The organism is Enterovirga sp. CN4-39, from assembly GCF_049446235.1.
Taxonomy (GTDB): Bacteria; Pseudomonadota; Alphaproteobacteria; order Rhizobiales; family Beijerinckiaceae; genus Enterovirga.
Map to the genome: position 1 here is coordinate 76,935 of NZ_JBMSEF010000012.1, position 17,798 is coordinate 94,732.

Genomic DNA, 17,798 nt, shown 5'->3' on the forward strand with positions numbered 1-17,798 from the left:
GCACTCTCCAGTTCCGGTGCCGGAAGGCTCTGTCGAGGGACGAAATTGGCCGGCACCCTTCGGCCACTCGGGGTTCGGGTCGGATTGCATGAGGTTGTTGCGGCGCACGGCAGTGGAATCAGGCGTCGCGCCTTGGCTTACCGACGCCGAGCAGGGCCGGAAGCGGCTGCAGCGCCTCTACATGGTGGCAGCCGCAGGTCTTGCCGCGCTCGTGCCGCTGATCCTGTTCGCCGGTTTCTGGGTCCGCTCGGAGCTGAACAGGAGCGAGCGCGATGTCGAGAGCTATCTGTCAGCGCGCGCCTCGATGCTGTCGCGCCGCATCGATTCTTCTCTCGAACAGCAACTGCTGGCGCTGCGAGCCCTCTCTGCGCTCCCCGCCTTCGACAGGCCCGATCCGGATTTCACGGAAGCGTCGGCGCGCCTCTTGAGCATCATGCCGAACTGGACCGGGTTCGGCGTGGTCGATGCGGCATCGGGACGAGTAATCTCGGGAGCACGACCCGACTGGACGCCGGCTCAGGCCGCCCCGGTCCTGGCCGACATCAGCAAGACGCACCGGCCGGACATCACCGTGATCACGCCGGCCGGCCAGCGGGGAGAGCAGGCGCTGCTGGCCGTCCCGGTCGTACGGGACGATCGGGTGACGCTGGCGCTCCTCGCCACATTCGACATGTCCGAGTTGCAGCGGATCCTGCTCCTCGAGAGCCGGGATTCCGGACTGCTCCTGGCAATCTCGGACGGAGGAGATCGATTCCTGGCCCGATCCCAGGCGCCGGGCGCTGGAATCGGCGACGAAATCGCGGCGAGCTACCGAGAAGCCACCGCAGGACGAAACAACGGCACGTTCCAGGGCAACTCACGGGACGGAAAGGAGATCTGGGGCGCCTTCGTGCGCTCCGACCTGACCGGCTGGGTCGCCTCGGCCGCGATTGATCGCACCCAGATCGAGAACTTCTCGAAGCGATCGGTTTGGGCCACCACGGCGGCCGGCGCCCTCAGCCTCATCCTGGCCGGTATTCTCGCCGTCTTCATCGTCCACACGGTCATGGAGCGCCGCGTGAGCGAGGAGCGCCTCGCGGCGTCGCGGGCCCTTGGGGAACTCGACGCCAGACTGCTGAGGACCACGCAGGAAGCGCTCGGCGAGCAGCGCAAGGCCTCCTCCGAGCGGGAGGTGCTGCTGCGCGAGATCTACCATCGCGTGAAGAACAACCTGCAGATCGTGCAGAGCCTGCTGCGCCTCGGCTCGCGCGAGCTCAGCGCCGACCAGCGCGAGCCGTTCGAGAACGCCGTCCGGCGAATCGGCGCGATGGCCCGGGTCCACACCCTCCTCTACAATTCGCCCGATCTCGGCTCGATCGATTTCAAGGTCTACCTAGAGGAGCTGCTGCGCGAGATGTCCGACGCGTTCAGCGGCGAGGAGCGGGGCATCCAGTCCGAGCTCCACGCGGAATCGATGCGGGTTCCGCTCGACACGGCGGTCCCGCTTGCCTTCATCGCCGTCGAGCTCATGACGAACGCCTACCGGCACGCTTTCCCGGAAGGCCGCCAGGGCCGCATCACCGTCGAGCTGAGGCGGGACGAGCCTTTCGGCATCCTCGTCATCAAGGATAACGGCGTCGGGTTCGACCGGGCGGCGGCACCGCGTCGGCGGCTCGGCCTCACGATCGTGCGCAAGCTCGTCCAGCAGATCGGGGGAGGCTTGGAAGAGCCGGATGATGGCTCCTCCTCGTTCGAGATCCGGTTCCCGCTCGATCACGTGGAGCGCGGAAACCTCAAGGATCTCAGGCTCGGCTCGATGGCTTGATGTCGCCGGGCACGGCCCACATATCTGTCCGGTGTGGGACGGGGCGCCGTCAGGGCCCTGGTTCCACGAAGTGCCATGTGGGCTTCAACGTATGTCTCGTGCTTCGCCGTTCGGGCACCCGTTTCTTCTCGGCTTCGACGAGATCGAGCAGACGCTCGATCGCATCGCGAAGGCGACCAGCGACGGATATCCTCCCTACAACATCGAACGTCTGCCTCGTACCGCCGAGGCTCCGGAGCGACTGCGCATCATGCTGGCGGTCGCCGGGTTCACGCCGGAACAACTCGAGATCCATGTCGAGGAGAACCAGCTGGTCGTTCGCGGGCGGCAGATCGAGGACAAGACGCGCCAGTTCCTGCACCGCGGCATCGCGGCTCGCCAGTTCCAGCGCACCTTCCTACTCGCGGAAGGCATGGAGGTACTCGGGGCGGATCTTTCGAACGGACTTCTGTCGATTGATCTCGCCCGTCCGGAACCCGCACGCATAGCTCGTCGTATCGAGATTGTGTCGCGCGACTGAGCGGGGGCCCAGCGTTCGAAAGGAGACACCTTAATGTCGACCACCAACCATACTGCGCGATCGGGCTTTCACCTCGACCCTGGCGCCTTCGCGAGCCTTGGGGAAGGGCAGATCGCCTATGTGAAGCCGATGCGCTCGGACGAGGTAAAGCGCCTCTTCCCGCAGGCTCCTGACCTCGCCCCTGACCTCGAGCTCTTCGCGCTCCTGTCGGCGAGCGGCACCCCCATCCTGCTGACGGATTCGCGCGATGCCGCGCTGGCCAATGCGTGGGCGCAGGATCTGCGGACGGTCGGCCTCAACTGACGCGGTCGGTTTCGCGTCCGAGAACGGCCTCGACGGCTCGAAGGAGCCGCTCGAGGTCCTCCGGCCGGGAGAGCCGGTGGTCACCATCCTTGATGAGCGTCAATTGGACGTTCTCACCCGGAAGCCGCTCGACGAAATGCATGGCGTGTTCCCAGGGCACGTCGGGGTCGCGCATGCCTTGCAGGATGTGAACCGGGGCTCCGGTCTGGATCGGGCCGCCCAGGATGAGGTGCCCGCGCCCGTCCTCGATCAACTTCGCGGTGATCGGGTAGGGCTCCTCGGAATAGAGTGACGGACGGCGATAGACCCCCTCCCGCACGATCGTGTCTCGTACATCCGCCGGGAATGCATCCCACATCAGCCGTTCAGTGAAGTCGATCGCCGGCGCGATCAGGACGAGCCCGGCCGGCCTTTCATCGCCACATTCGCGCGCTAGCTGCAGCGCCGCCAGGGTTGCTATCCAGGCACCCATCGATGAGCCGACCAGGATCGGCCTGCGGCGGGCATAGGCCCGAAGAACCGCCAGGCCTTCCTCCAGCCAGCGCGAGATGGTCCCATCGATGAACGAGCCTCCCGACTCGCCATGCCCGGAATAGTCGAAGCGCACGAAGGCCTGGTTCCGGGCCGCGGCCCAGGCGTCCAGCGCTTCCGCCTTGGTGGCGCGCATGTCGGACCGGAACCCGCCGAACCAGACCACCGGGGGCGCTGCTCCCTCCCGCGCCAGAACGGCGATACGTCGCGCCTCGGCGCCCTCTCCGACCTCGATCCAAGACGTCATGGTTAACCGAACCTCAACTCGCCGGGCCCAGGGTTGCCGCCTGATGCCAGCTTCCCTCACGCCTCTATACCCGTGATTACCGCCTTGCGATCGGGTTCGGCATTCCCGCGGTCGAGCGTCCACCCGCTCGCTGGCCGGACCATCCTCCAGATTATCCCCGAACTGGATGCCGGCGGTGCCGAGCGGACCGCCATCGACGTGGCCGCGGGCCTCGCCGATGTCGGCGCCCGTGCCCTCGTGGCCAGCGAAGGGGGACGCCTCGTCGGCGAGTTGCAGGCGCATGGCGGCGTCTGGATCCCGTTCCCGGCCCGCACCAAGAACCCCTTCTCCATGCTGGCGAACGTGCGCAGGCTCGCGCGCATCGCCTATCACGAGCGCGCCGACCTCATTCACGCGCGGTCCCGCGCTCCCGCCTGGGTCGGGCTCGGTGCGGCCCGCGCGCTCGGGATCCCGTTCGTCACCACATTCCACGGCAGCTATGCCGGCCGCTCGGCCCCGAAGCGCCTCTACAACTCCGTCATGGCGAGAGGCGATACCGTGATCGCCAACTCCGCCTTCACGGCCTCTCTCGTGAAGTCGCTCTATGGGGCGGACGAGGAGCGGGTCGTCACCCTCCAGCGCGGCACCGACCTCACCGAGTTCTCCCCGGCGGCCGTTTCGCCCGAGCGCGTCGACGCCCTCAGGCGTAAATGGGAGGTCGCCCCGCACGAGCGGATCGTCCTGCTCGCGGCCCGGCTCACCGGCTGGAAGGGGCAGAAGGTCCTGATCGAGGCGGCCGCGCGCCTGCGTGACCGCGGGCATCGGGATCTCGTCTACATCCTGGCCGGCGACCACCAGGGCCGCGACGGCTATGTGAAAGAGCTCGACCGCCTGATCGCCGATCGCGGCCTCGCCGGGACCGTGAGGCGGGTCGGACACTGCACGGACATGCCGGCCGCCTATCTCGCCGCCTCGGTCGTGACCGTTCCCTCGACGGAGCCGGAGGCCTTCGGCCGCGTCGCCGTCGAGTCCCAGGCGATGGGCACCCCCGTCGTGGTCTCCGATCTCGGGGCCGTACCCGAGACGGTCCTGGCGCCCCCCGAGATACCTGCCTCGGCCCGGACCGGCTGGCGCGTACCCGCTGGCGACCCCGACGCGCTGGCAGATGCGCTCGACGAGGTGATGGCGCTCGGGGCGAGCGCCCACGAGAGCCTGTCCCGCCGGGCCCGCGTGCATGTCGAGCAGCACTTTTCGCTCGAGACGATGATCTCGGGCACGCTTTCGGTCTATGGCGCTCTGCTCGCCAAACGGAACGGCTAGGAGAGAAAACCATGGGCGCGAGCCTTCAGCGCATCTTCGGCGGCTCGCCGATCGCGGTGCTCTTCAAGCTGCTGTTCCTGTCACTCGTGATCGGCGCCATCATGGCAGGGTTCGGCTTCACGCCGACCACGCTGCCGAACCGCGTCGTCGCGGCCGTCCAATCGGTGCTCAACCTGGGCTTCGACGCCTTCCGGAACGCCGGCGCCTACATCCTCACCGGCGCGATGGTCGTGGTGCCGATCTGGCTGCTGATGCGCCTCATGAGCGGAAAGCGCTGAACGCTCAGGCTCCGAGCACCTTCCAGACGCCGGAGGCCGTCGCGACAACCCGCTCGCCGACCTTCAGCTCGCATCGCAGGAAGATGAGCGAGCGGGTGAGCCGGACGACCTCGGCATGCGCGACGACGAACTCGCCTTCCTTCGCGGCAGATAGGAAATGCGTGTCGAGTTGCACCGTCACCTGGCGGCGGCCACCATTCGCCCGAAACGCCGTCAGCCCAAGCGTCTGGTCGGCAAAGGCCGTCAGCATGCCGCCATGCACGAGCCCGCTCTGGTTCAGATGCCGGGCCTCGGCCAGGAAGCCGTAGAGGCGCCTCTCGCCTTCGAGCTTGGTCCAGAACGGGCCGAGAAGTCCGACCAAACCGGCCTCGGGCTTTGTCGTCCATCCCTCCGCGGCAGGATCGAAGGGAACTGGCGCGCTGCCGAGCGCCGGAAGAATGACGTGCCCGTCCTCGCCCAGCCGGAGCTTCTCGACTTTCCGCACGGCCCGTAGCGGCATCGCCCCATAGAGGTGCGGAAAGAGATCGCCGCCGCGCGACGGCTCGTAGCGTAGTCCCGGCCCGAGTGCCGTTTCGTCGACAGAAATCAGCAGCAGGCCGCTCTGGCCGCGGAAGTGCTTCTCGGCCGTGCCGGCGAGTTGCCCTGCGGTCGAGAAATGAATGAACCCGTCCTGGACATCGACCGGCGCGCCCGCGAACTCGCCGGCGCGCTCGGCGGCCCGCCAGAGCTCGTCAGGGCAAATTTTGTAGATGAGCCGCATGCGCGCTTACGCCTTTCGGACGAATGCCTGTTGCATCGGCACCCCACCTGCCTTATTTTCCTAGATTAGGCCGATGTTCTCACGGCGCCAAGAGCAATCCATGCTATCGCACGCACGAATTTGGGCCGCCATCGACCGTCTGGCCGAGCGCTACGGGCTATCGGCTTCGGGCCTCGCCCGCAAGGCGGGACTGGATGCGACCAGCTTCAACAAGTCCAAGCGGCAGGGTCCCGATGGCCGGGACCGCTGGCCCTCGACGGAGTCGGTGGCAAAGATCCTGGCCGCCACGGGGGCGAGCCTGGATGAGTTCATGCGCCTCATCGAGGACACCGAGCGTGCCGGCCGGCCCAAGGTCCCGCTCATCGGCATGGCCCAGGCGGGTGCCGGGCGCCTGTTCAACGAAGACGGAATGCCCACCGGCGGCCCCGGCTGGGAAGAGATCGAGTTTCCGGAATTCTCGAACGAGCGCGTCTTCGCCCTCGAAGTCCAGGGCGACTCGATGCGGCCCCTCTACCGGGAGGGCGACATCATCATCGTGTCACCGTCGGCATCCGTTCGGCGCGGCGACCGGGTCGTGGTCCGCACCAAGGACGGCGAGGTCATGGCCAAGGAGCTCAAGCGCAAGACCCAGCGGAGCCTCGAGCTGCTCTCGCTGAATCCCGAGCACCCGGACCGCGTGCTGCCGCTCAGCGATGTCGACTGGATGGCGCGGGTGATCTGGGCCCGCCAGTAAGGCGGCGGGACAGCAGCTTTCCTATTCAACTCGACGATCAGGCCGAACGACGTCACGAAAGGCGGAGACGACGCCGTCATAGACCGGCCGTTTGAAGGGGATGATCAGTTCCGGAAGGTTGTCGAGCGGCTCCCAGCGCCAGGCCTCGAACTCGGCCTTGTGGCGCCCCCCGCCCGGGTTGAGGATGTTGATCTCCGAGTCGTCTCCCGTGAAGCGGAACGCGAACCACTTCTGAGTCTGCCCGCGATAGCGGCCGCGCCATGCCCGGCCGCTGATCTCGGGCGGAAGATCGTAAGCATACCAGTCGGGCGCCTCCGCCAGGAGCTCGGCTGACCGGACGCTCGTCTCCTCGTAGAGTTCACGAAACGCGGCCTGGAGGGGCTCCTCACCGGGATCGATCCCACCCTGCGGCATCTGCCAGGCATGCCGGTCGTCCACGTGCTCGGGCCCGGCGGAGCGCTGGCGGCGGCCGATGAAGACGAGCCCGTCGCGATTGACGAGCATCACGCCCACACAGGGCCGGTATGGGAGATCTGCCAGGGAAGTCACGCTGTGCGGCCGCTTCATTATCGTGACGCGCTAGCTGAGCCGGCGGCCCGCAGGGCGGCGCTTGCCGGCACGAGCAGGATGCCTCGCCCTTCCAGGTCCTTCGCCCAGCGGGCTATCCGTTCTACCGACAGCGGCAGCGCGGTGGCCGTTCCTATGGCGATGCCACCCGTCCGCGCCGCGGTTTCCAGGCGCTTGAGCGCGCGATCGATAGCGTCTGGCCGTCCGCTTGCATCGAGTACGGCTTCGGCCCGGACGATCGGTGTCCCGCCTTTGTAGCCTGTCGCGACGGAGCGGGACGAGGAGCCGTCGTCGATGAAGCCCAGCCCCCGCGCCCCGAGCTCCTTCAGGATCGGCGCGAGCGCCTGCGCGTCGGCTGTCAGCTTTCCGCCCATATAGTTCATGACGCCCACAAATCCCGGAAACCGGCCCATAGCCCAGTGAAGATGCTCGGCGTTCTCGGCAGGCTTAGCCGCGGCCAGGAGCGTGTGCGGGCCGGGATCGCTGTCCGGGTAATCGAAGGGCTCCATGGGGACCTGCAGCATGATCTCGTGCCCGTCTTCCCGGGCCTGCGCGACCAGGCGATCGAGATCCTGACCATAGGGCGCGAAGGCGAGGGTGACGGCCGGCGGCAACTTGCCGATCGCATCGAGCGTCCCGCTGCGGCTGATGCCCAGCCCCCCGATCACGATGGCGACCCGCGCTACGGGCTTGGCGCCGCCGGGCAGCCCGATGGCTGGCCGCGCATAGACGTCCAGGGGCCGTGCCCCATCCTGGCCGATCCGCGGCAGGTTGCCGAAACGGGTCGGCTCGACGAGACGAGGATCGGGCGCGCGATTGAGCGCGAGGGTGGCCTCGTCCGGCACCCGGACGATGATGGCCTGCGGTGCAGAGGAGCCATCCGGACGCACGACGGATACGCCAGACGCCTCTTCGACCGCGTCGGCCCGCTGTGTCCGCTCCGTGGCTCCCGGCTGAGGGTCCGATTTGCGCGGCGTCTCGGAGAGCGTGGGAGGCCGGGTCGTGATCTCGACGGCCACCTTCGGCACCCCACCCTGGGGATCACCGAAGAAGTAGAGATATCCCGCGACGACCGCGACCAGCCCCGCGGAGACCGAGCCGGCGATCCGGATGCCCGCGCGCCCCGCCCCGCCCTCCCGGCGAGGGCGTGAGCGGCCCAGCGGGCGTGTCAGATCGTCCGAGGTGGCGTCCAAGACAATCGGCCTGAGGGAGACGTGGGGGCGAGAGCACCCCCGGCGGTTCACGCCGAATCGGCGCAGCCCATCATGTCAGGCGCAATCAAGCCTTCAACCCCGGCAATGAATTGCCGGGTGACCGAGCCTGGGCGGCTCGGTCCCGTCTGGTCAGTTCGGCACGCTCGTGGCTGCCGACTTCTCGCTCCCGGACGGTGCCGGGGCTGCGGTGTTCTCCGCACCCTTGCGGACGCCACGGAGGTAGTCGAACGCGGCGATGAGCTGCTTGTCCTTGGCCGGATCCGGCGGAACGTAGGCCGACGAGCCGCCCTTCTCCTCCGTGTTCTTGAGATGGCCGCGGAGCCCCGCTTCGCCCTTCGTCTCGTCCTTGCCCTTCAGCTCATCCGGGATGTCCTGCAGGACCTCCTGGTCGGGGTCGATGCCCTTCGCCTGGATGGAGCGGCCGGACGGCGTGTAGTAGCGCGCCGTGGTGAGGCGGACGGCGCCGTTCCCGCCCAGAGGAATCACGGTCTGGACCGAGCCCTTTCCAAACGAGCGCGTGCCCATGAGGATGGCCCGCTTGTGATCCTGAAGAGCGCCGGCAACGATTTCCGAAGCCGAGGCCGAGCCGCCGTTGATCAACACGACGATCGGCTTGCCCTTCGTCAGGTCGCCGCCCTTGGCGTTGAAGCGCTGGTTCTCGTCCGAATTGCGCCCACGGGTGGAGACGATCTCTCCACGGTCCAGGAACGCATCCGAGACGAGGATCGCCTGGTCGAGAAGACCGCCGGGATTATTGCGCAGATCGAGTACGAAGCCTTTCAGCTTGTCCCCGCCGATGTCGGTCGTCAGCTTCTCGATGGCGTTGCGAAGCCCTTCGAAAGTCTGCTCGTTGAACTGGGTGACGCGCAGGTAGCCGACATCTCCCTCCACCCGCGAACGGACGGGCCGGATGCGGATGATATCGCGGGTCAGCGTGACGGTGATCGGGTCCTTCTGCCCGGGCCGCTGGAGCTTCAGCCGCACGGGCGTGTTCACCGGGCCGCGCATCTTGTCCACGGCCTGGTTGAGCGTCAGCCCCTGGACCTGATCCTCCTCGATCTGGACGATCACGTCGTTCGCCATGATTCCCGCACGGGCGGCCGGCGTGTCGTCGATCGGGGTGACGACCTTCACGAGGCCCTCTTCCATCGTGACCTCGATGCCGAGGCCGCCGAACTGGCCGCTGGTCTGGACCTGCATGTCCCGGAAGCTCTTCGGGTCCATGTAGGAGGAATGGGGGTCGAGTGACGCGAGCATGCCGTTGATGGCCGACTCGATCAGCTTCGCCTCTTCGGGTTTCTCGACGTAATCCGTCCGGACCTTCTCGAAGACGTCGCCGAACAGCGAGAGCTGCCGATAGGTCTCGGCGGAAGCCGCGATCGCGCTCGTGCTCGAGAAGAGACGGGTCTGAGTGGTGACCGTGGCCGCACCCGCGCCGATGAGCGCGCCGACCAGAACGAGAGATACTTTCCGCATCAGCCGCGAACCCTTCCGCTCGGCGATCTTGCCCACCAGGGACGAGGGTCCACGGACCCGCCATCCTTGCGAAACTCAACATAGAGAGCAGGGGCGCTACTCTCAACGACGCTCAAGGCCGCAGAGAGGAGGGACGTCTCGCCCATCTGACCGACCGGCTCTCCCGCCAGGACGAACTGCCCAGTATCGACGTTGATCTGGTCCATCCCGGCGAGGAGGAGATAGTACCCGTCCCCGGCGTTGATGATCAAGAGTCGGCCAAAGGACCGAAACGGTCCCGCATAGGACACCCAGCCATCCGCCGGAGCCGTGACAATCCCCCGCGGGCGCGCCGAAATCACGATCCCGCGTGTCGCACCCCCCTGCCCGTCGGGAGCCCCGAATTCTTTGATCACCGATCCGCTCACCGGAAAAGCCAGCGAGTTCTTGGCCCCGGCGAAAGGAACACGGGGAGCCAGGTGAACGGGGTCGCGCGTTCCTGCCGCGGCAAATCGCTCTCGCACCGCGCTGGCCTGGGCCTCTGCCCGCCGGCGCTCCGCCTCGGTCTCGCGGCGAGCAGCTCCGAGCTCGTCGTCGAGCCTCTCGACCAAGTCCTTCAGGCTCGTGGCCTCCCGGCCGAGCGCCGCGCTGCGGCTCCGCTCGTCGCGGAGCGATGCTTCTGCCGTGGCGATCTGTTCGCGCCGGACCCGGACGAGGGCGTCCAGCCGCTCTCCCTCCTGATCGAGAAGTTCGAGTTCCTTTGCGAGCCGCGCCCGATCCGCATTCCCGATCTCCCGGAGCCGGACGAGTTCGGCGAGATCGCCGGCGAGGGTCTCGACCTCCTCGCGCAGCCCGGGAACGACCGCGCCGAGCAGGATCGCGCTGCGAAGCGCCGAGAGGATATCGTCTGGTTGAATCAATATGGCTGGCGCCGCACCACGTCCCAGACGCTGCAGGGCCGCCAGCACCTCGGCGATCACGTCGCGCCGGCTCTCGAGCGAGGCCTTGATGGCCGACTCGCTGCCGGCAATCGCGTCCAGGTTCGCTTCCAGGGCGCGCACCCTCGCTTCCGTCGCCTGCCGCTTCCGGGCAGCCTCGACGAGCGCGGCCGCAAGCGCCGCACCGTCGGCCCGCAGCGTCTCGACTTCGGAGGCAAGCTTCGTGGCGGCTTCATCCGCCTCGGACAACCGGCGTTCGACCTCGCGCAGCGCCTCGTCGCGGCGCCTGCGCTCAGCCTCCTTGGCGGCGGCGCGCGATTCGGCCTCCGCCACCGCGGACGCTGCCGGCTGCGCCTCGGCCTGTTCCAATCCCTTGGGCAAGAGAGCAACGAGCAAGGCTGCACCGAAAATCGCCTGCAGGCTGGCAGGTCGCATCACTCTCCGCCGGGTTCGCCGCGATGGTATGGGTGGCCGGCCAGGATCGTCAAAGCGCGGTAGATCTGCTCGGCTACCAGCACGCGGACAATCTGGTGCGGCAAGGTCAGCTGACCAAACGACATCAGGAGATCCGCCCGGCGGCGGAGCGATTCGTCGAGCCCGTCGGGCCCGCCGATGATGAAGGACACGGAATGCCCCCCATCACGCCAGGCGCGCAGGCGGGCGGCGAAATCGTTGCTCGTAAGAGGGGGCGCACGCTCATCGAGGACGACCAGCCTCGTGCCCTCGCCTTTCGCCAGGATCGCGGCAGCCTCCGCGGAGACCCGCTCCGGGGCGCTGCGCGCCCGCGCCTCCGGCAGTTCGGCGATAGTCAGGACGCCAGCCCCCAGGCTGCGCCCGAGAGCCTCCGCCCGCTGCCGATAGCGCTCGACGAGTTCACGCTCCGGACCGCTCTTGAGGCGGCCGACCGCGAGGATCTGCAGCCTCACAACATCGACCGGAGCAGGTTAGCCGGCGGCGCGCTCGCTCGGACGATCCGCGCCCCACATCTTCTCGAGATTGTAGAAGCCGCGGACCTCGGGCCGGAAGATATGGACGATGATGTCGCCCGCATCGATGAGCACCCAGTCGCAAGCGGGGAAGCCTTCGACGCGAACCCGGCCAAAGCCATTATCCTTGAAGGCCTGGATGAGGCGTTCGGCGATGGACCCGACGTGCCGATTCGACCGTCCCGAGGTGATGATCATCGCGTCAGCGATGGACGTCCTGCCGACGAGATCGATCTCGACCGTTTCCTCGGCTTTCATGTCCTCGAGGCAGGCCCGCGCCACCGAGATGATGCTCCCGCCTGCCGAAGGCTCCGCTGCGGCGACGAGGTGAAGCGGAGCAATATCCGCCTCGCGGATAGAAACGTGATCCAGTGCCCAATCTCCCAGGCGTGCATCAAGATATTAGGGTTCAAAGTCTTGACGCCGCATCAAGAAGATAATGCGACAGCGCCGGTTTTCAACGGCAATCAAGCGATTTCAGGAGCTTATCCCTAAGAGCGGTCGACGACAGGTTCGATCGCGGACCTTCGACGAAGGCCCAGGCCGGCGCGGGGCGGCAAGGAAGCTCCCTGGGAGCGACCCTGTCGTCTTCGAGCGTACGGGCTGCCCTTCCCCGGAGGGCAGGAAGCGTCCAGCGCGGCCGGTCTACCACTGCGATGGGCACCAGCGAGGCGATCTCGCGCCAGGCTCGCCAGCGATGTAGCCCTGCGAAGCTGTCCGCCCCGAGAATATAGACGAATCGCACGCCGGGGCAGCGCCGCACGAGAAACCGGATGGTTTCGACCGTGTAGCGGGCGCCGAGCACCGCCTCGAAATCAGTCACCTCCATGCGCGGATGACGCGCAATCCGCCGCGTCGCCTCGAGCCGCTCCTGCGGAGACGGGAGGCGGCTCCTGTCCTTGAGGGGGTTGCCCGGACCTACGATCCACCAGACGCGGTCGAGCCGCACGCGCCGCAGAGCAAGCAGCGCGACGTGGCGGTGCCCCGCATGCGGCGGATCGAAGCTCCCGCCATAGAGCCCGATCCGCGTGCCGGGCGCATGTGGCGGGAGGCGGATCAACCCGCCCCCGCGTCGGCCGTGATGCATCAGGGCCGGATCTGACCCGAACCGCGGACGCGATACTTGAACGAGGTCAGCTGCTCGACCCCGACCGGTCCGCGCGCATGCATGCGGCCCGTCGCGATGCCGATCTCCGCCCCGAACCCGAACTCGCCGCCATCGGCGAACTGGGTCGAGGCGTTGTGCAGGACGATCGCGGAATCGACTTCGGCCAGGAAGCGCTCGGCAGCACCCGCATCCTCCGTCAGGATCGCGTCCGTGTGATGCGAGCCATAGCGGGCGATGTGGCCGAGCGCTCCGTCGAGCCCGTCCACGACACGACACGAGATGATGGCGTCCAGGTACTCGGTCGCCCAATCGGCCTCGCCCGCCGGGATGATTCGCGGATCCGCGGCGCATGCGGCCTCGTCTCCCCGTACCTCGCAGCCTGCGTCCAGCAACGCCGTCACCAGGGGCCGGAGATGCGTCGCGGCCGCCTCCCGGTCCACCAGCAGCGTCTCGGCCGCGCCGCAGACGCCGGTCCGGCGCAGCTTGGAATTCAGCAGGACCGACTTCGCCATGTCGGGATCGGCGGAGGCCTGCACGTAGACGTGGTTCACGCCCTCGAGATGCGCGAAGACCGGCACCCGCGCATCGGCCTGGACCCGCTCGACGAGGCTTCGCCCGCCGCGCGGCACGATCACGTCGATCGCGCCGCCTAGTCCCGTCAGCATCAGGCCGACGGCGTCACGGTCGCGGACCGGGACCAGTTGGATGGCATCGGCCGGCAGCCCGGCCTGGGCGATCCCCTCCGACATCGCCGCCGCGATGGCGGACGAGGTCCGGAAACTCTCCGATCCCGCCCGCAGGATGGCGGCGTTGCCGGCCATGAGGCAGAGCGCGCCCGCATCCGCAGTCACGTTCGGCCGGCTCTCGAAGATGACGCCGACGACGCCGAGCGGTGTCGAGACGCGCTCGATCCTGAGCCCGTTCGGCCGCTCGAAACTCGCAAGCACGCGCCCGACCGGATCGGGCAGGTTCGCGATGTCCTCGACGGCCTTTGCGATGGCTTCGACACGACCGGGATCGAGCATCAACCGATCGACGAACGAGTTGGGTCGCCCAGCAGCCCGAGCATCGGCAAGGTCGAGCGCGTTCTGGGCGAGGATCACCCGCTCCGCCTTGCGGATGGCGTCGGCCACGGCAAGGAGCCCGCGACGCTTGCCCTCCGTCGGTGCGAGGGCAAGCCGGTGCGACGCCGCCCGGGCCCGCCGGCCGATATCGGCCATGAGTTCGGCGAGCGGCGGCTCCCCCGCGCGGGACGGCAAGTCGGTCCGGTCGGCGGTGATGGCGGCGCTCATGTCTCGGGAACCTTGTGACGATACCGGCGATCTTACCTGCCCGGCCTGGCACACGCCACATGCAGGGAGGAGGAATGCCGGGCAAGAGCTACATCGGGACCTCGGGCTGGCATTACGAGTCCTGGCTAGGGCCCTTCTACCCGGATCGCTATCCGAAGCCGAAGCTGCTCGCGTTCTACGCGGGCGTGTTCTCGGCGACCGAGATCAACCTGTCCTTTTATCGGCTCCCCACCGAGGCAGCTGTCGCGTGCTGGCGCGACACAACGCCCGAGGATTTCATCTTCGCCTGGAAGGCGCACCGCGTAATCACGCATTACCGACGGCTCACGAATCCCGAGGAGCCGATCGCGAACGTTCTCGGCCGGATGGGCGGCCTCGGGCGGAAGGGTGGCCCCGTGCTGTTCCAGCTCCCGCCGCGCTTGAAGGCGAACCGGGAGCGGCTCGCCTCCTTCATCGAGGCCCTCCCCAAGGGCGGACGCTACGTCTTCGAGTTCCGCGATCCGAGCTGGTACGAGGACCCGGTCCTCCGTGTCTTGCGCGACACCGGCTGCGCACTCTGCATCTCGGACCATGCGCATGCGCCGGCGCCGTGGATAGCCACCGCCGACTTTGTCTACGTCCGCGGACACGGCCCGAGCGGGCGCTATCACGGCAGCTACGACGACGAGGCCCTGGCCGACTGGGCGCGCCACATCGCAGCATGGCGGCAGGAGGGCCGCGACGTCTTCTCCTTCTCCGACAACGACATCAAGGCGGCGGCGCCGGCGGATGCGCAGCGCCTCGCGGCGCTCACGCCGCGGTAGCCGTGTCCGGGCCGCGCAGGCTCGTCGAGATCGCCAGATCGTCCCGGTGGATCATCTCGGCGCGACCCGGGTAGCCGAGGATCGCCTCGATCTCGCGACTGGACCGGCCGACGATGCGCATGGCTTCCTCGGCATCATAGGCGACGAGGCCCCGGCCGAGCACGACACCGCCCGCTCCGCGAACCAGCACGGCGTCGCCCCGCGAGAAGGTGCCCTCGATCGCCGTCACGCCGACGGGGAGAAGGCTCGCCCCCCCGAGCAGCGCCCGCTCGGCCCCGGCATCGACCAGGAGGGTCCCTTTCGGCTCGAGCGCCCCAGCGATCCAGGTCTTCCGGGCCGTCGCCGGCGAGGAGGAGGTGAGGAACCAGGTGCAGCGGGCGCCCTCCTGCACCCGGCGCAGCGGGTTCTTGGAGCGGCCGTCCGCAATCAGCATATGCGTGCCGCCGGCGGTCGCGATCTTGCCGGCATCGATCTTGGTCCGCATGCCGCCGCGAGAGAGGTTCGAGGCGGCCTCGCCGGCCATGGCCTCGATCTCCGGCGTGATCTGCCGGACGAGGGGGATGTGCTGCGCGGCCGGATCGGAGGCCGGCGGCGCCGTGTAGAGGCCGTCGATGTCGGAGAACAGGATCAGGAGGTCCGCCCCGATCATGGTCGCGACGCGCGCACCGAGGCGGTCGTTGTCGCCGTAGCGGATCTCGCTGGTCGCCACCGTGTCGTTCTCGTTCACGACCGGCACCGCGCGCATCTCGAGCAGCTTCGAGAGCGTCGCGCGACCATTGAGGTAGCGCCGGCGCTCCTCCGTGTCGGAGAGGGTCAGCAGGATCTGCCCCGCCGTGATGCCGTGATGTGCGAGCACCTCGGACCATGTCCTGGCGAGCGCGATCTGCCCGACGGCGGCCGCCGCCTGGCTCTCCTCCAGCTTGAGGGCGCCGGTTCCCAGCCCGAGGACGCTGCGCCCGAGCGCGATCGCGCCCGATGAGACCACGAGGACGTCCGCCCCGCGGCCATGCAGTTCGGCAAGATCCTCGGCGAGCGCGGCGAGCCAGGCGTGATTGAGCCGCCCGCGCACCCGGTCGACGAGAAGCGCCGAGCCGACCTTGACGACCACGCGCCGGAACTGGGTGAGGGAGGGGATCATGCGAGGGCGGACACGATGTCGGTCTGGCTGAAGTCCTCGCCCTTATACAGAAGCGGGATGCCGTGCACCTTTGCGACCGCATAGGACATGCAGTCGCCGAAATTGAGCTTGGCCGGATGACCTCGACCCCGCCCATAACGGCGGAAGGCGACCTGGGCAGCGTCGAACATCTCGACTGAGAACGCCACCCGCCGCGTCCAAGGCTCGGCCAGGAAACGGCGCAGGAAGCGGTCAGCCGCTTCTTCGGCCACGATGGACGGCATGACCATGCTTGCCTCCAATAGCGTCGGGGTCCCAACGAGTACTGGCTGCCTGGAGAGGACACCGGCGAACGAACGTGCCTACGGCTCCTCGCGAACGTTTGCCACCAGCGCCGAAGTGTCGACCGCAATCACTTCGGCAGGCCGTTCTCGTCGTAGAGCCAATCGTGATTTTCAGGCCCGCCCGGAATGAGATGCTGTCGCGCCTCGCGAGCGATATCGAGAAGCGTCTCGTAGCGCCGCCTTTGCTCCGGCGTCATCCCATGTTCGTCAACCGGCTGGATAGCGGCTTCGTACGACCGGAGAGCCTCGACGACGACTTCGGTCGTCGTCTTGCCAAGCTGTTTAGCGAGACGGCCCGCCCGCTCGACGGCCTCGTCACTGCGAATATTCAGCTGACGCTGCGCCATATGCTAGCTCCGTCGGGGAAGACGCTAGCACGCGCCTCCAAGACAACCAATCACGGCCGCCAGGCTGGCTCGGGCTCCGTTTCCGCCTTCTCCTCGACCTTCGCCGCGCCGATCACGTCGGCCAGTTGGCCCAGCACGTCCTCGACCCCGAGGCCGGATGCGGAGGAGATGACGAGCGGTGTCCGCCCGGCCGCGTCCGCCAGATCCGCGATGCGTTCGGCCAGGGTTTCCTCGTCCAGGGCGTCCGCCTTCGACAGCGCGACGATCTCCGGCTTCTCGGCCAGGCCCGCGCCATAGGCCGCGAGTTCGCCCCGCACGGTCTCGTAGGCCTGGCCCGGCTCCTCGCTCGTGCCGTCGACCAGATGCAGGAGCACGCGGCAGCGCTCGATATGGCCCAGGAAGCGGTCACCCAGGCCCGCACCCTCATGCGCGCCCTCGATCAGGCCCGGGATGTCGGCGAGCACGAATTCGCGGCCGGCGCTGCGCACCACGCCGAGCCCGGGATGGAGCGTCGTGAACGGATAATCGGCGATCTTCGGCTTTGCGGCCGTGACCGTCGCCAGGAAGGTGGACTTCCCGGCATTCGGCAGCCCGACCAGCCCGGCATCTGCGATGAGCTTAAGGCGCAGGCGGATCCAGCGCTCCGAGCCCTCCTGGCCCGGATTGGCGTGGCGCGGGGCGCGGTTGGTCGAAGTTTTGAAATGGGCGTTGCCGAAGCCACCGTTGCCGCCCTTGGCGAGCAGCACGCGCTGCCCCGGCTCGGAGATGTCGGCGATGAGCTCCTCGCCCTCCTCGTCCAGGATCTCCGTCCCGACCGGCACCTTCAAGACGATGTCGTCGCCCTTGGCGCCCGCGCGGTTCTGGCCCATGCCGTGCTGGCCGCGCTGGGCCTTGAAATGCACCTGGTAGCGGTAGTCGATGAGCGTGTTCAGCCCCTCGACGCCCTCGGCCCAGACGTCGCCGCCCTTGCCGCCATCGCCCCCGTTCGGCCCGCCGAACTCGATGAACTTCTCGCGCCGGAAGGCCACGATGCCGTTCCCGCCATCGCCGGAGCGAATGTAGATCTTGGCTTCGTCGAGGAACTTCATTGCACGCTCAAACTCCTGCCGCCCCGACCCTGCGGCAACCACGAAGATGGGGTCGGGGCGGCAG

General features: G+C 68.0%; 21 protein-coding genes and 1 pseudogene. 7 read left to right on the forward strand and 15 right to left on the reverse strand.

Annotated elements, in window-relative coordinates; genetic code table 11:
• Positions 1-112: 112 nt before the first annotated feature.
• The 3 genes from ACO2SS_RS18980 (at position 113) to ACO2SS_RS18990 (ending at position 2,627) form a co-directional block, all read left to right on the forward strand.
• Complete coding sequence (locus ACO2SS_RS18980; protein WP_423279334.1) at positions 113-1,804, forward strand: sensor histidine kinase; 1,692 nt, start codon at positions 113-115, stop codon at positions 1,802-1,804.
• Positions 1,805-1,895: 91 nt separating this feature from the next.
• On the forward strand, positions 1,896-2,324 hold the full coding sequence (locus ACO2SS_RS18985; RefSeq protein WP_423279335.1) for an Hsp20 family protein: 429 nt from the start codon (positions 1,896-1,898) through the stop codon (positions 2,322-2,324).
• 33 nt (positions 2,325-2,357) lie between these two features.
• Positions 2,358-2,627, forward strand: coding sequence for a DUF1150 family protein (locus ACO2SS_RS18990; RefSeq protein WP_423279336.1), 270 nt, complete (start codon positions 2,358-2,360; stop codon positions 2,625-2,627).
• Here ACO2SS_RS18990 and ACO2SS_RS18995 read toward each other — a convergent pair.
• Positions 2,620-3,405, reverse strand: a complete 786-nt coding sequence (locus ACO2SS_RS18995) for an alpha/beta hydrolase (protein WP_423279337.1) — start codon at positions 3,403-3,405, stop codon at positions 2,620-2,622. The two genes, ACO2SS_RS18990 and ACO2SS_RS18995, sit on opposite strands and share 8 nt — an antisense overlap.
• An 84-nt stretch (positions 3,406-3,489) precedes the next feature.
• On the opposite strand from ACO2SS_RS18995, the gene ACO2SS_RS19000 reads away from it, so the two are divergent.
• Positions 3,490-4,704 (forward strand): glycosyltransferase family 4 protein, encoded by a 1,215-nt coding sequence (locus tag ACO2SS_RS19000; protein WP_423279338.1) that lies wholly within the window; start codon positions 3,490-3,492, stop codon positions 4,702-4,704.
• 11 nt (positions 4,705-4,715) lie between these two features.
• Complete coding sequence (locus ACO2SS_RS19005) at positions 4,716-4,982, forward strand: DUF6460 domain-containing protein (RefSeq protein WP_423279339.1); 267 nt, start codon at positions 4,716-4,718, stop codon at positions 4,980-4,982.
• 4 nt (positions 4,983-4,986) lie between these two features.
• Here ACO2SS_RS19005 and ACO2SS_RS19010 read toward each other — a convergent pair whose 3' ends face one another.
• Positions 4,987-5,343: a PaaI family thioesterase gene (locus tag ACO2SS_RS19010; RefSeq protein WP_423279425.1), complete on the reverse strand. Its 357-nt coding sequence runs from the start codon at positions 5,341-5,343 to the stop codon at positions 4,987-4,989.
• 66 nt (positions 5,344-5,409) lie between these two features.
• Positions 5,410-5,742 (reverse strand): annotated as a pseudogene (locus ACO2SS_RS19015) (DUF952 domain-containing protein); the annotation flags it as partial.
• Positions 5,743-5,842: 100 nt separating this feature from the next.
• On the opposite strand from ACO2SS_RS19015, the gene ACO2SS_RS19020 reads away from it, so the two are divergent.
• Positions 5,843-6,475, forward strand: a complete 633-nt coding sequence (locus ACO2SS_RS19020; protein WP_423279340.1) for a S24 family peptidase — start codon at positions 5,843-5,845, stop codon at positions 6,473-6,475.
• 21 nt (positions 6,476-6,496) lie between these two features.
• Here ACO2SS_RS19020 and ACO2SS_RS19025 read toward each other — a convergent pair whose 3' ends face one another.
• From ACO2SS_RS19025 to ACO2SS_RS19060, 8 genes are all read right to left on the reverse strand, one after another.
• Positions 6,497-7,042 (reverse strand): RNA pyrophosphohydrolase, encoded by a 546-nt coding sequence (locus ACO2SS_RS19025; protein WP_423279341.1) that lies wholly within the window; start codon positions 7,040-7,042, stop codon positions 6,497-6,499.
• Positions 7,042-8,235 carry a divergent polysaccharide deacetylase family protein gene (locus tag ACO2SS_RS19030; RefSeq protein ID WP_423279342.1) on the reverse strand — a complete coding sequence of 398 codons (1,194 nt, stop codon included), beginning with the start codon at positions 8,233-8,235 and terminating at the stop codon, positions 7,042-7,044. Before ACO2SS_RS19030 ends, ACO2SS_RS19025 begins: the two co-directional genes overlap by 1 nt.
• Before the next feature lie 150 nt (positions 8,236-8,385).
• Positions 8,386-9,732, reverse strand: coding sequence for a S41 family peptidase (locus ACO2SS_RS19035; protein ID WP_423279343.1), 1,347 nt, complete (start codon positions 9,730-9,732; stop codon positions 8,386-8,388).
• Positions 9,732-11,084: a murein hydrolase activator EnvC family protein gene (locus ACO2SS_RS19040; RefSeq protein WP_423279344.1), complete on the reverse strand. Its 1,353-nt coding sequence runs from the start codon at positions 11,082-11,084 to the stop codon at positions 9,732-9,734. Before ACO2SS_RS19040 ends, ACO2SS_RS19035 begins: the two co-directional genes overlap by 1 nt.
• Positions 11,084-11,575: a 23S rRNA (pseudouridine(1915)-N(3))-methyltransferase RlmH gene (gene rlmH / locus ACO2SS_RS19045; protein ID WP_423279345.1), complete on the reverse strand. Its 492-nt coding sequence runs from the start codon at positions 11,573-11,575 to the stop codon at positions 11,084-11,086. The genes ACO2SS_RS19040 and rlmH overlap by 1 nt, the downstream gene beginning before the upstream one ends.
• Positions 11,576-11,593: 18 nt before the next feature.
• On the reverse strand, positions 11,594-11,977 hold the full coding sequence (gene rsfS, locus ACO2SS_RS19050; RefSeq protein ID WP_423279426.1) for a ribosome silencing factor: 384 nt from the start codon (positions 11,975-11,977) through the stop codon (positions 11,594-11,596).
• A 115-nt stretch (positions 11,978-12,092) separates the two neighbouring features.
• Positions 12,093-12,722: a nicotinate-nucleotide adenylyltransferase gene (locus tag ACO2SS_RS19055; protein WP_423279346.1), complete on the reverse strand. Its 630-nt coding sequence runs from the start codon at positions 12,720-12,722 to the stop codon at positions 12,093-12,095.
• Complete coding sequence (locus ACO2SS_RS19060; RefSeq protein WP_423279347.1) at positions 12,722-14,035, reverse strand: glutamate-5-semialdehyde dehydrogenase; 1,314 nt, start codon at positions 14,033-14,035, stop codon at positions 12,722-12,724. Before ACO2SS_RS19060 ends, ACO2SS_RS19055 begins: the two co-directional genes overlap by 1 nt.
• Before the next feature lie 74 nt (positions 14,036-14,109).
• Between ACO2SS_RS19060 and ACO2SS_RS19065 the strand changes: the two genes are divergently transcribed.
• Positions 14,110-14,838 (forward strand): DUF72 domain-containing protein, encoded by a 729-nt coding sequence (locus ACO2SS_RS19065; protein ID WP_423279348.1) that lies wholly within the window; start codon positions 14,110-14,112, stop codon positions 14,836-14,838.
• On the opposite strand, the gene proB is transcribed toward ACO2SS_RS19065, so the two are convergent.
• The 4 genes from proB to obgE all read right to left on the reverse strand — a co-directional run bounded on the left by proB (position 14,825) and on the right by obgE (position 17,734).
• Positions 14,825-15,976, reverse strand: a complete 1,152-nt coding sequence (gene proB, locus ACO2SS_RS19070) for a glutamate 5-kinase (RefSeq protein ID WP_423279349.1) — start codon at positions 15,974-15,976, stop codon at positions 14,825-14,827. The two genes, ACO2SS_RS19065 and proB, sit on opposite strands and share 14 nt — an antisense overlap.
• The gene (locus ACO2SS_RS19075) at positions 15,973-16,245 is read right to left on the reverse strand and encodes a PIN domain-containing protein (RefSeq protein WP_423279350.1); all 273 of its coding nucleotides are present in this window, start codon (positions 16,243-16,245) and stop codon (positions 15,973-15,975) included. The genes proB and ACO2SS_RS19075 overlap by 4 nt, the downstream gene beginning before the upstream one ends.
• A 122-nt stretch (positions 16,246-16,367) precedes the next feature.
• A complete protein-coding gene (locus ACO2SS_RS19080; RefSeq protein ID WP_423279351.1) occupies positions 16,368-16,646 on the reverse strand; it encodes a type II toxin-antitoxin system VapB family antitoxin in 279 nt (92 codons plus the stop codon).
• 50 nt (positions 16,647-16,696) lie between these two features.
• Entirely contained in the window at positions 16,697-17,734 is a 1,038-nt protein-coding gene (gene obgE, locus ACO2SS_RS19085) for a GTPase ObgE (protein WP_423279352.1), read from the reverse strand.
• Positions 17,735-17,798: the final 64 nt, after the last annotated feature.